Source organism: Arthrobacter sp. H20, assembly GCF_000520515.1.
GTDB lineage: Bacteria > Actinomycetota > Actinomycetes > Actinomycetales > Micrococcaceae > Arthrobacter_D.
In genome coordinates this window covers 77,189-89,530 of sequence record NZ_KI914757.1, presented here as the reverse complement: position 1 = coordinate 89,530, position 12,342 = coordinate 77,189, and the positions used below count along the sequence as shown (strand labels likewise).

Sequence of the window (12,342 nt, the reverse complement as noted above, 5' to 3'; positions counted from 1 at the left end):
AGTAACTGGGTGTGGATCCTGTCCCAGGTGCCATCGCTGCTGAACCGGCGGTGGCGTTTCCACACCGTCTTCCACGACCCGAAACACTCCGGCAGATCCCGCCACGGGATTCCTGCCCGGAACCGATAAACGATGCCCTCAACGACCAGCCTGTGATTGTTGAAGGGGCGGCCCGGGCTTCCGTCCGAGCTCGGCATCAACGGCTCAATCCGAGCCCACTGAGCATCCGACAAAACAGCAATACGTGACATACCACCAGCATCCCAAAGACCTCACCGAACAATAAGGAGACACGCCCTAGTGCCGTTAGCCCGATCCCTAGTTGGACCGGGTAGGTGCCATCGACCACAATGTAGCCCGAGACCATGATCGCCACGACCACTGGGGCATAAGGCAGAAGCTCCAGCCCGACGGCGTAGCGGTGCCTGTCGTTGTCATCGCTCGGGTGCCGCGGTACTAACGGGGCGAGGGCGATGAGGGTAAAGGCGAGCATCCAGCCGATTACCAGCGGCGAACCGGTGACGCCGGTAACTCCCTCAAATGTCAGCCGTACGTACACGCTGTCGGTGATGGCGAGAACAAGTAACCCGCCGCCCATACAGAACCAGCGCAACCGGTCTCCGACTGGACGTCGGATACCCAGCACAAGCACCAGCGAAATGATGATGACGTCCACAACCGGGTAAGAGATACCGGTGAGCTGACCAATAAATTTCTGATCCGATGAACGGTAGGCGGGGCCGAGAACTGTCGCCCAGCTGATGAATAGCACTGTCGCGGCGATTACTCCGCCGTCGAGCAGCAGGTGAAGCCGTGAAACAAGAGTTGCGGGCGGGCGGGGGAAGAGCAAGAGGGCTGCAATGGCCGGGAGTGCGTATCCGATGAAACCGATATCGGCTATCGAGGGAAAGGGATACAGGTGGTCACGGGCCACGCCGAAATAGGTCCACGCGGCCATGCCGCCAAACCACACGAGCGTCGCCACCGAGAGCAGCCACCATGCCTTGGCAGCTGTCTTGTCGCGCCTTGCGCCTTGCGCAGCTGATGGCAGCGGCCAGGCTAAAGACGAGGAGGCTAATGTTCCCGAGGTTCTGAGCGACTGCTTCACCACTGTTCATGGTCAGGTAGCCGCCGATGATCACGACTGCCACTACAGCGGCGCCGGCTAACCACCAGATCCCGGGCCCCGGGTGCGTCGTCGGACCCTGCTGCTCGCTGGCGAAACTGCCCACAGAATCCCTTCAGCGCTCGGTAGGCCTGCCGAGCGCTGACCCTGTAGGTGACGATTCACCTGTGCTGTTCTGCCACTGTAACGTCTCACCACGGTCGAACCTGCCCAGTGGCGATCGTGGCACGCCGATTGGTGCCCAAGCGTGACTGCGGCCAGGAGCGGTTGGGCAGCGGCCGGTAGGCAATAATAGCCCAATGGGGAACTTTCGACGCCGCACATCTGTCCTGACCATCGCGACTCTCGCGCTCACCCTCGCTGCCTGCACCGACACTCGGCCGACAGCCGATGACGCGGCAGCTACCTTCGCCGATGGGCTCAGTGCTCTCGACGTCACCGGCTCTGCTTTCTCGACCGGGTCCGGCTCCGCGGTCAACGCGGAGCTCGCCGCCATCACGGCCGCCCTAGACCCGCTGACGCCCTCGGTGTCGGTCGGATCAGTGGAATCCTCGGCCGAGGACCAGGCCACAGTGCAGCTGAATCACGTGTGGGACCTGGATGAGGGCGACGCCGACTGGACCTACACCACCACCGCCGAGCTCTCACTGGTTGACGACGTTTGGCAGGTGGCCTGGGATCCAGCTGTAGCAGTGGACGGCCTTGCGGTGGGAGAAGTCCTGGCGGTGTCGTCTACCCCTGCCGCACGAGGTGACATTCTTGGCGCCGAGGGGGACGTACTGGTCACTGACCGCCCGGTGCTGCGCATCGGCATCGACAAAACCCAGCTTGAGGCCGGGCAGTTGACCACTTCAGCGCAGGAACTCGCCGATCTGGTGGGCGTAGACTCTGCGGGTTTCACCGCGCAGGTGGCCGGAGCCGGACCGGAAGCGTTCGTCGAAGCGATAGTGCTCCGCGATGAGGACTCACGGGAAGTGACCGATGAAGAACTCGACGACGTCCCCGGGGCTTTGGCCCTCCCTGATGAGATTGCCCTGGCACCCACCCGCAGGTTTGCCCGCGAGCTGCTGGGCTCGGTGGGACAAGCGAGCGCAGACATGATCGAGAAGTCCGAGGGAGAGTTGGAAGCCGGCGATATCACCGGTCTGTCAGGACTGCAGCTGCAGCACAATGGCCAGCTTGGTGGGACCCCCGGCCTGATCATCTCCGCAACGCCATCAGAACCTGCCGATGGCAGTGCGGGCGAACGCACCGTGTTCCTTGAGAAGGACCCGGTGGCCGGTGAACCCCTCAGCCTCACCCTCGATCGAACACTGCAGTCGCTCGCTGAGGACGTGCTCCAGGACGAGCCTTCGGCATCCTCCCTAGTGGCCATGCGGCCCTCGACCGGGAAAATCCTGACAGTTGCCAACGGCCCCGGTAGCGCTGGCCTGCAGACAGCACTGCTGGGGCAGTACGCACCCGGATCCACGTTCAAGGTCGCCACCTCCCTGGCTCTGCTCCGGGAGGGATTCACACCTGACTCACCCACCCAGTGCACGGAGGAGCTTGTCGTCGACGGCAGGTCCTTCAACAACGCGAGTACCTTCCCTGCCGCATTCCTCGGGGAGATCCCCCTGTTGCAGACTTTCGCCCAGTCCTGCAACACAGGCTTCATCGCGACGCGTGACGTTACCTCGCAGGCGGAGCTCGCCTCAGCGGCCGCTGACCTCGGGGTGGGCATCGCGGCGCCCATCGGCATTCCCGCATTTTTCGGGTCGGTGCCAGAGGCCGCCGAGGGCACGGCGCACGCTGCATCGATGATCGGGCAGGGCGAGGTGCTGGTCTCACCCCTTGCACTCGCGGTGATGACAGCGAGCGTTGGGGCGGGTGAGCGCGTTACACCGACCCTGATCACCTCCGACTCGGACGAAGAGGCGACAGCTTCACCATCTCCACCGGGCGAGCCCAGCGCCCTCACCGCCGATGAGGCCGAAACCCTGCGAACCCTGATGGCCGCCGTCGTCATTGAAGGTGGCGCTAACCTGCTTGCTGACGTGCCCGGCGAGCCGGTGCTTGCGAAGACGGGCACCGCTGAGTTCGGTGACGAAGACCCGCCCCGGACCCACGCGTGGATCGTTGCACTGCAGGGCGACCTGGCTGTGGCGGTTTTTGTGGAGGACGGCGACCTGGGCTCCACCTCCGGCGGCCCGCTCATGGACGCTTTCCTGCGGGGGGCCGCAGGGTAGCCTGTCAGGCTTTTCCCATGGTCGGTCGACGACGATCGTGGAATGGCCATCGACAACTCAGCACTTTCCCCTACCCGGGGTATCACCGGCACCCGCACGGGGTCACGACGACGCCTGGCGCTGATTCTTGCAGTGCTGCTGCTCATTGTCGGCAGCTGGACCTATGGTCTGCTCATGGGCAAGGAGACTCACAGCGTTCCGCTCGGTGCATCTGCGCCGATAGAAGGCGGATTGGGCCGTATCAACGGCATCATCCCCCTTGAATCCGACAAGTGGATGCCACCCGGCGGCGCCAGGGAACTTGGAAGACCCGGCCCGGAAGGCTCCCACCGGGTCAGGGTGCTGCTGGAGCTGACTGCGCTTGAACCCGGCGGCGTCGACTTCGCCGCCGACGAGTACATAGTCGCTGGGGTGGGAACCCGCCCGTATGACGTTATGTGGGCGGAGGTCGAATCGGCGTCACTGGCCCAGGGTGAAACCCTCACGGCAGTCCTGGTGTTCGAATTGCCAGACCAGGCAGTCCTGCTGACCCTCGAGAATGACGACGGCGCAAGCCTTTCCCTCGGCACTGGCCACCATTCCGGAGCGCAGTGACAACACCCCAATTTTAGGGGGTATGTGACCCCCAACTGGGGCTTCTAGGAGGCTGGCCGAGGGCGGATCATTTAGGCATCCAACCTAGGGGAAATCATGGAGACTATCAGCCCACCCGACACGAACCGTCCCGGCCCAGTGCCCGTCCAGCTATCAGTCCAGATCATCGGCAAGCTCCGGATCCGCCGCGGCGAAACCATCCTGGAAGCCCAGGATTTCGGCGGCCCGAAACCCCGTCAAATTCTCGAAATTCTGTTGCTCACTCTCGGCACGCCAGTTTCGAAAGACCGGCTGATCGAACAGCTCTGGGCCAGCCACCCGCCCGCCGAGGCCATGGGCACACTGGAGAGTTACGTCAGCGTGCTGCGTCGACACCTTCAGCCGGGCGCAGGAAAAGCGGGCCCCCTGCGAACAGCCAATGGCGGCTACCTCATGGACCCTTCGCTGGTGGATCTTGATCTGGACCGCTTCAATTCGCTGATGCGATCGGTGCAGGCCTCCTCGCCCCAGGCTGGATACCCCTTGCTTCAGCAGGCCCTCGAGTTAGCCGTTGAGCCGTTGCTTGCCGACGAGCTTCGACCGGAATGGGCGCAGGAGGAGCGCACCCTGCACTCCGCCCGGGTCACCACCGCGCTGTTGTTGGCGGCAGATACAGCCAGTGTTTTACTGAGGCCGACGGACGGTATCCGTTGGGCCCAACGTGTTCTGGAGACCGACCCTCTCAATGAGAACGCCTGGACGGCGCTGGTGCTGGCGCTGGAGCAGGATGGGCGGCACACCGACGGGCTCCAGGCGTACGAGCGGTGCCGGCGTTCGCTGGATCTTGAGCTCGGCTGTGCACCTGGGCCAAAGCTTCGGGCGGCCCAGACCAGACTGCTCCAGGCTACGGCTGAAGGCCAATCGGAATTGGCTGATGTGCTCTCAGCCCTTCTCCTACTGCACAACCAACTGGACGGCCATGCAGGTCAAAATTCAGTCTCGTCCGAGCCCACGATCGAAAAGGCCGTCCGAATTGCCGGCGAGGTGTTGTCCTGCTTCCTTCAAAAAGCACTCGCAACCAGCTAGTCCATCGCAGCAGAGGAGCCCCGCAGCCTGGCTGCGGGGCTCCTCTGCTGCGATGGACTACTTATTGACCACCGTGATGGGCCCCGCCGTCCCGCCAACAGTGGATTCGATCCAGATGGTGCCCGGATTGCTGGTTCCTGCCGCCGCGTTGCGCAGCCGAAGGCTGAACACCCCTCCGGTTTGAGGTGCGGCCGCGGCTGTCACCGCTATCTGGCCTAGCACCGGCCCCGTCGCGCTGCCGCGATGAACTGTGATTGTGCTCCCAACCACTGAACTTGTTCCACCGATCCGCAGATCTCCCGCCCGCCATTGCGCCAGGCTTACCGTGACCCGATCCGGCACCGGCGTTACTGACACCGTGTCAGTTCGCGTCCCGGCCTCAGAGGTCACTGTCAGCCGAAAGGTGAGGGGGCTGTTGGTCATCGGCGTCCTGAACACCGGGAGTGAGAAACTCGGTGACGCAGTCTCCGCGTTGGCTAGTGTCACCGCGTTGGGATCGGTCGGCCCCGAGAGGACCTGCTGCCACAGATAGGTGGCTCCGCCAGCTGTGGAACGGGTGCCATCCAAAGTGACAGTTGTTGCACTTACGCGCCGTTCAACAACCTGGTCAGGCCCCGCGTTTGCCACTAGCTCGCCGAGCACGGTTACCGGTGAGCTCTTCGGCGAAACGGGACCAAAACCGTTAACGTTTCCGGCGCTGACAGTGAACTGATACGCGGTGTCAACGGCCAGTCCGTCGTACACCAGTGATGTGGCGTCACCCGGAACGGATCTGACCCCACCGACGGCAACGCCGTCTGCGCTGTAGGCCTGCACCAGATACCCGGTAATGGCCAGTCCAGCCGCCCCGGGATCGGGTACTGACCAGTTCAGCGTCACACTGCCTACCCCAGCCACCGGGTCACCAGTTATGACGGGCGCCTCCGGAACGGGGTCATTGGTGATGGTGAAATCAGCTTCACCAGTATCAGAAGCGTTGCCTGAGGGATCGAAGGCCACAAACCTGAGCAACGCCGTTTGTTCAATCAAAATCGGCTCAGTGTAAAGAGTTGCTGAGTCTGAGACGCCTGACCCCGGCATCACTACCGCGGAGCCGTCCGTGGTGTAGTAGATCTCCGATCCGTTCTCATCAGCTTCCAAGGTGACTTCCTGCGCTCGGGAGAAGCTACCACCGTTGGGCGACGCAGTGACTGTCGGAGGCATCGTGTCGGTTAGCGGTAGAGCGTGAACCGCTGGAAAGGTCTCTCCGACGCTACTGACCGCGACCACGAAGACGTCGTAGCTTTCGTCAGGGTTCAAGCCTGTGATGGTGGTGCCCCTGGCCGTGCTGCCCGAGATCCGCCGTCCGATCTCAATCTGCTCTCCATCGGTACTAGTCCGGGCAACGGCTGATACACGGTAGCCGGTGATCGGGGGAGTGCCGGGGACCGCCTGGGAAGGAATCCAGCCGATCTTGAGGCCGGCCGGAGTCAGTGCCGCGGACACGCTGGTTGGACCGGCCGGTCCCGCCTGCAGCGGTCCATTCGGGCAGCCGCCCATCCCCGGGCCGCCAAGTTCTCCGAACTCGGCGATCGTGATGCCCTGGCGGTTTGCGTCCGCGTCCTCGGCTTCCCACGCCATGGCCCGCTCACCAGTGGCGTTCGCGGCGACCTCAGCCGTCCCCTCGTCGTCGAACTCATATTGCGCCCTGAAAGTATTCGGCCCTTCTTCACCGAAGACCAGGCTGGAGCTGTAGCCCCCTTTTGGCGACGGCGTCATTGGGCCCGGGACAGCGCGCACGTCCCGCCTTTGCACCGCTGTGTCCTCCAACGCCGGTTCGATGATGCGCTGCTCAACCTGCGACTGGTTGATACCGGCGCCTATGTGGCCCTTCACCGTGACTGTGGTGCCGTCGAGTGACGAGCCCCCCGTGACAAACATGTCCTGAACCCTTGTTTCGCCAGCTGAGGTTGCCCCGAACTTGATCGACACTGTGTCACCCGGGCGAATGTCCGGTGTCACCTTCAGCGATGTCCCCGCTCCCCAGCAGTATCCGCCGGGATGATTAACCTCGAATGCGACATCCCCGGCCTGAACTGTTCCCTGGGCGGACCCAATGATCCCCACACTGGGGCGTGACACCTCAACAGTGGCAGTTTGGCCCAACCGGTCCTGGAATCCCTCAATCGTCACGAAGTCCCTGTCGGGGAACACCACAATATTGTCGGGAAAGGATGGGACGGCAGCGCTGGCGGCGGACGGCACAAGAATCGAGGTTGAGCACAGCACCCCGATTGCAAGTCCCGTGCTGCACATTCGCCGCCGAACTGCGTTCCGTGGCCGTACCGGTTCTCTAAGTCTGGGTTGTAGTTCCATGGGTCACCCCGTCTGCTGATTCCTGCGTGACCTGTTCACACATTGGCTCCACCGTCCCACCGGGGGGTTGGAGAAACCCTGCCAACAGCAGGCGCGCACAGCCGCGGTTCGCGGTCCCGCAAGATTCCCAGGGTTTCCTCAAGATTCGCTGGTCTGGCGGCCGCGCAGGATGCATACTCTAACTACACACAGCTGTTGGGGCGTGACACCGTAGGGGTGATATGTCATGACAGTTCAGGCAGCCGACGCCGTCCGCGTCGAACTGACCCATATTCGAGTGGTCATTGTCGATGACCACACCACGTTCGCCGAGCTGCTGGCACACGCACTCTCGGGCGAACCTGACCTGACCTGCGTTGGGTTCGCGACCAGCATCAGCTCCGCCATTGAACAAATCACTTTCCTGCAACCGGATGTGGTCGTTATGGATTATCATCTGCCCGACGGCGACGGCATCACCGCGGCGGAAAGGATCCTCGCTCTGGCGCCGGACATCCGTGTGGTCATGTTGACTGGCGATCCAGATCCCCAGGCCCTGACACGTGCGGCAGGCATTGGCATCTGTGCTTTCCTGCCCAAAGATGGTTCGCTGATGACACTGCTGGAAACGCTGCGGCACGCCCGGAATGGGGGCATGATGGTGCATCCGCTCCTCGTCGCTCAGCTCGGGGCTCGCCGAAAGGTCCAGACTCCAGGAACCAGATTTGCCGCGCTCACCAGACGTGAGCTGGAGGTGCTCGTGCTGATGGCCGAGGGAAACGACGTACGCGCGAATTCAAGGAAACTGGGCATTACAGAAAACACCTGCCGCGGTTACGTGAAGTCCATCCTGGCGAAACTAGGTGCACATTCACAACTGGAAGCTGTGGCGGTCGCGGCCAAGCTGGGCCTTCTCATCGATCAGCAACGTGGTTAACAGCTGGCGTCAGCGGGCACCGGGTGACAGGGGAACCGTTGCGGAACGCTCTGAGGTCCGAAGCGCGGTGGGGCGATTCCTGCTGACGGGGCTGTGCGTTATGGTACTGATTGCCACGCCCGTCGCCTTTTGGATCCGTGCGCAAGCGGAAAACCATGCGCTGGAAAACGCGCAGCTCATGACCCAGCGGCTTGCTGATTACGCCGTCGGCCCCCTGATAACTGATCAGCTGATTGCTGGGAACACGGCAGCCATCGCAGACCTCGATCGGCGTCTGGAACCGTGGCTGGAACGGGGTGCGGTCCTGAGAGTCAAGGTGTGGACCGCCGATGGCACGATTGTCTACTCGGATATGCGGTCCTTGATTGGGCAACAATTCGTACCCCCCGATCCCCACTCGGATGGTGACTCCGGAGACAACGGAAGCGCCTCCCTTGAGGACCAGGATGAGTTGGAGAACGAATATGAAACCAATTCCGGCGAACTGGTCGAAGTGTATGTCGAGTCAGCTGCGGCCGGTGGTGAGCCGTTGATCTTCGAGGCCTACTACACCGATGAGACGGTTCGTGCGGAGCAGACCTCGGTGCTCCTGGCCATCGCACCGATCTTCCTCCTCTCCTTCGGCGTCCTCCAAATGGCGCAGCTCATTCCCGCCGTGCAGCTCGCCAGACGGATCCAGGCGCAGGAGGCGTCCCGACGCAAGCTGCTGCAGTACGCCATTGAAGCGTCAGATCTGGAGCGCCGACGGATTGCCCGCGATCTGCACGACGAAGTGATTCAGGACCTCGCGGGTCTGTCCTACGCCATGGAATCCGAGGAGAAGCGGGGTGCTGTGCCTCAGCGTCCCTTGTTCGCCCGCGTCCGGTCCATCCTGCAGGAGAATGTCAGGACCCTGCGGGCCATGACGAGCGAGCTTTATCCTCCTGATCTGGACCAGCTGGGGCTGTCTGCCGCTCTGACCCGGCTGGCCACAATCCTGCGCGACCAGGGTATCGACGTGGCTCTGCAAGTTCCAGAGAACTGCGAGCTGGACCGGGACCACGCAGCCATGTTGTATCGGGTGGCCCGGGAGGTTCTTACCAACACAGTGAAGCATGCCGAGGCGAGTACCGTTCACCTTTCCCTGCTCAAGGGTGAAGACAGCACAGTGATGACCATCAAGGACAATGGTCGCGGCTTCAACCCGGACAATGGTCCGCCTGAAGGTCACCTCGGCCTCCGCCTCATGCAAGACACCATCAGGGAGGCTGGCGGGTCGCTGCAGGTGCTGTCGGGTGCTGGCGGTGGCACGTCAGTGATCGCAACTCTCAGCCGAGTACCTTCGGCTGCCTGACCGCGACAAAACGCGCACAGGGTTTCCCCAAGATCATTTTGGCATCCTCGAACTAACCGTTCGAAGGAGGCAATAATGTCCGTTTCACGCCGACAGGTGCTACTGGTAGGCGGTCTGGGTGCGCTAGGAGCGATCGGGGCAATGTCCGTCCCGACGCGTTCCCTCGATGCGAAGTCCATCAGCCGGTTGCCCTCCTCGGAAATGCCGCGTCCATTCCAGACTCCCCTGCTGCTCGCGCCCCTCCTGACGCCGGACTCCATCGGAACAGATCCGGCAGACGGAGCCCCAGTTCACTACTTCACGCTCACGCAGATGGCCGCCAGCGCCGCCATTCTCCCGCGGTTGAAGACCCCGATTCTGGGATACAACGGGGTGTTCCCGGGGCCCACGATCAGTCTCGACCAGGGGACCAGGGCAGTGCTTCGGGTGCGGAACCAGTTGCCACCAACGCATCCCTCCGACGGCCACCCCTTGACCACATCAACGCATCTGCACGGTTCGGCGTCACTTCCGCAGTTTGATGGCTACGCCAGTGACATCACCAGCCCTGGATTCCGCAAGGACTACCATTACCCCAACTTTCAGCCAGCACGAACCCTGTGGTACCACGACCACGGCGTCCATTTCACTGCTCAGAACGCCTATTCCGGTCTTGCCGCGCAATATCACCTCCACGACCCGTTGGAGCGGGCGCTGCTACCCCAGGGGCGATTCGATGTGGCGTTGACCATCTCCGACGCGATGTTCGCTTCGAACGGCGCACTCGGGTACGACGACAATACCCACTCCGGGCTGTGGGGCGACGTGATCCTCGTCAACGGCCGACCGTGGCCGGTAATGAAGGTCCAGAAGCGGATCTATCGGTTCCGCGTTCTCAATTGCAGCATTTCCCGTTCGCTGCGGCCCACACTAAGCACTGGTGATCCGGTGGTGGTGGTCGGTACCGACGGAGGCCTGATGCCAGTGACCCAGACCGTTGCTAACTGGCGGCACGCCGGCGCCGAACGGTATGAGATCCTGATTGATTTCCGGAAGTACCGCACCGGCCAGAGGATCGAGCTGCGGAACCTCTCGAACAAGAACAACGTGGACTACGACTTCACGAACAAGATCATGGCCTTTGACGTCACCGACGAGCCCGTTGACCAGACCGACCCCACCTGGAACACCATTCCGGTCCAGCTCGCCACCGACAACCCCGTCATGGCCCTCGACGCTTCCGCTGCACGAAAGATCCGTAAGTTCAGGGTAAAGCGGGACGACGCTACCAACCTGTGGAACATTAGCGGCGTGACCTGGCAGGATGTCATTGCCAGCGGGTACAGAAAAGTCAGCGCTGATCCTGAACTGGACGCTGTAGAAGTGTGGGAAATCGAGAACAGCTCCGGCGGATGGTTCCATCCCGTCCACATTCACCTAGTCGATTTCAAGGTTCTGAGCCGCAACGGCCGGACACCCTTTGCCTACGAAAAGGGCCCGAAGGACGTGGTCTATGTCGGCGAAGGAGAGACGGTCCGGTTATTGATGAAGTTTGGCCCTCATCAGGGCCGCTACATGATGCACTGCCACAACCTTCCGCACGAGGATCACGACATGATGGTGCAATTCCGGGTTGGGTTGAAGGAAGACGACTGGGATTCCAATGACCCGATCACTGCGGCACCCGCATCGTGGGATGGCTAGCACCGGAAACCGCCGGTTCGTGGCGGCGGCGTTGATAGGGGCCGCCGCCCTCCTCGGGCTCCGGCTGTGGGCCGTCGAACCATTCACCGTCGTGTCAGACAGCATGGAGCCAACAGTGCAGCAGGGCAGCACAGTCCTGTTGTTCGAATGGCGTCCGACGGGCGAGGCCCGCTCCCTTGTCGTCTTCCCCAACCCGCTGGACGGCGCTTTGACCCTCAAACGAGTAGTGGCGGTTGAGGGTCAAGAAGTCGCGATCCGTGACGCTGTCCTTTTCATTGACGGGGTTGCCCCCGAGGAACCCTTTGTCAATTACGAGAGCATCGATGGCACGTATTTTGGGCCCGTCTCAGTTCCTAAAGGGCACGTCTTCGTCCTTGGGGATAACCGGGCCGCGTCAATCGATTCGCGGGACTTCGGCCCAGTTCCGGTGGGAGGCCTGACCACGCCTGTAATCTGGACTCCACCCGCGCAACCGCTATCGCAGTTGGGGGACCCTGCTGCCGCGCGTCTCGACGATTTCCTTACCGAGTGGTGTCAGCGAGACGGGAATCATTTTGAGGTTCGCAATACCGAGTGGAATGCCGATAATGCTCAGGAACATCGGAATGGCCGTCAAGACGTGTCCGATGGCCAGCCAGATGCCTGCGACAACAATCCAGATGACATTGCCGACGGTTGACAGCACAGAGGTATGGCCTCCCCGGTCCACCACTGAGCGGCCGAAGGGCCAAATGGCGTATGCGGCGATTCGGAAGGATGCGATCCCGAAGGGGATGGTCACGATCAGCAGGCAGCAGATCACCCCGGCGAGGACATATCCCAGGGCCAACCAGATACCGCCGAAAACCAGCCAGATAACATTCAGAATTGCGTTCATGGATCCAATCTTCCTGCATAGCGCGAGGCTGGTCTATGGGAGATGACCCTGAGCAGCCCAGCGCGGACTCGACAAACAACAGTGCCCCCCGCCATCTGGCGGGGGGCACTGTTGTTTGTGGTTAGCTAGTTGCTGCGGCGATCATTCGACGCCGGCGCGCTGGCG

Annotated in this window: 10 protein-coding genes and 1 pseudogene; 7 read left to right on the top strand and 4 right to left on the bottom strand. The window is 62.2% G+C overall.

Annotation, left to right across the window (positions count from 1 at the left end; all coding sequences use genetic code 11):
• Positions 1–251, bottom strand: a 251-nt coding sequence (locus tag Y703_RS21785; protein ID WP_026553516.1) for a transposase, incomplete at its 3' end; no start/stop codon positions are given.
• Entirely contained in the window at positions 197–985 is a 789-nt protein-coding gene (locus Y703_RS0115990) for a hypothetical protein (RefSeq protein WP_155849568.1), read from the bottom strand. The genes Y703_RS21785 and Y703_RS0115990, both read right to left, overlap by 55 nt.
• 440 nt (positions 986–1,425) lie before the next feature.
• Here Y703_RS0115990 and Y703_RS0115980 point away from each other — a divergent pair, with 440 nt between their 5' ends.
• From Y703_RS0115980 to Y703_RS0115970, 3 genes are all read left to right on the top strand, one after another.
• Positions 1,426–3,354, top strand: coding sequence for a penicillin-binding transpeptidase domain-containing protein (locus Y703_RS0115980; RefSeq protein ID WP_026553513.1), 1,929 nt, complete (start codon positions 1,426–1,428; stop codon positions 3,352–3,354).
• Between the two features lie 42 nt (positions 3,355–3,396).
• A complete protein-coding gene (locus Y703_RS0115975; RefSeq protein WP_051427676.1) occupies positions 3,397–3,948 on the top strand; it encodes a hypothetical protein in 552 nt (183 codons plus the stop codon).
• Between the two features lie 96 nt (positions 3,949–4,044).
• Entirely contained in the window at positions 4,045–5,013 is a 969-nt protein-coding gene (locus Y703_RS0115970; RefSeq protein WP_051427675.1) for an AfsR/SARP family transcriptional regulator, read from the top strand.
• A gap of 57 nt (positions 5,014–5,070) precedes the next feature.
• Here Y703_RS0115970 and Y703_RS20425 read toward each other — a convergent pair whose 3' ends face one another.
• Entirely contained in the window at positions 5,071–7,308 is a 2,238-nt protein-coding gene (locus tag Y703_RS20425; protein ID WP_051427674.1) for a fibronectin type III domain-containing protein, read from the bottom strand.
• A gap of 286 nt (positions 7,309–7,594) precedes the next feature.
• Here Y703_RS20425 and Y703_RS0115960 point away from each other — a divergent pair, with 286 nt between their 5' ends.
• From Y703_RS0115960 to lepB, 4 genes and pseudogenes are all read left to right on the top strand, one after another.
• Positions 7,595–8,284 (top strand): response regulator transcription factor, encoded by a 690-nt coding sequence (locus Y703_RS0115960; RefSeq protein WP_051427673.1) that lies wholly within the window; start codon positions 7,595–7,597, stop codon positions 8,282–8,284.
• A gap of 100 nt (positions 8,285–8,384) precedes the next feature.
• A complete protein-coding gene (locus Y703_RS20420; protein ID WP_051427672.1) occupies positions 8,385–9,617 on the top strand; it encodes a sensor histidine kinase in 1,233 nt (410 codons plus the stop codon).
• Between the two features lie 75 nt (positions 9,618–9,692).
• Positions 9,693–11,300, top strand: a complete 1,608-nt coding sequence (locus Y703_RS0115950) for a multicopper oxidase family protein (RefSeq protein ID WP_026553509.1) — start codon at positions 9,693–9,695, stop codon at positions 11,298–11,300.
• Positions 11,260–11,745 (top strand): annotated as a pseudogene (lepB, locus tag Y703_RS21780) (signal peptidase I); the annotation flags it as partial. The gene Y703_RS0115950 and the pseudogene lepB, both read left to right, overlap by 41 nt.
• 30 nt (positions 11,746–11,775) lie before the next feature.
• On the opposite strand, the gene Y703_RS0115945 reads toward lepB, so the two are convergent.
• A complete protein-coding gene (locus Y703_RS0115945; RefSeq protein WP_026553508.1) occupies positions 11,776–12,177 on the bottom strand; it encodes a YccF domain-containing protein in 402 nt (133 codons plus the stop codon).
• Between the last annotated feature and the right edge of the window lie 165 nt (positions 12,178–12,342).

Excerpts from the sequence above, each read along its gene's own strand:
- Y703_RS20420 (WP_051427672.1), top strand. The coding sequence starts at position 8,385 with ATGGTACTGATTGCCACGCCCGTCGCCTTTTGGATCCGTGCGCAAGCG.
- Y703_RS0115950 (WP_026553509.1), top strand. The coding sequence starts at position 9,693 with ATGTCCGTTTCACGCCGACAGGTGCTACTGGTAGGCGGTCTGGGTGCG.
- Y703_RS0115975 (WP_051427676.1), top strand. The coding sequence starts at position 3,397 with ATGGCCATCGACAACTCAGCACTTTCCCCTACCCGGGGTATCACCGGC.
- Y703_RS0115980 (WP_026553513.1), top strand. The coding sequence starts at position 1,426 with ATGGGGAACTTTCGACGCCGCACATCTGTCCTGACCATCGCGACTCTC.
- Y703_RS0115970 (WP_051427675.1), top strand. The coding sequence starts at position 4,045 with ATGGAGACTATCAGCCCACCCGACACGAACCGTCCCGGCCCAGTGCCC.
- Y703_RS0115960 (WP_051427673.1), top strand. The coding sequence starts at position 7,595 with ATGACAGTTCAGGCAGCCGACGCCGTCCGCGTCGAACTGACCCATATT.
- Y703_RS0115945 (WP_026553508.1), bottom strand. The coding sequence starts at position 12,177 with ATGAACGCAATTCTGAATGTTATCTGGCTGGTTTTCGGCGGTATCTGG.
- Y703_RS20425 (WP_051427674.1), bottom strand. The coding sequence starts at position 7,308 with ATGTGCAGCACGGGACTTGCAATCGGGGTGCTGTGCTCAACCTCGATT.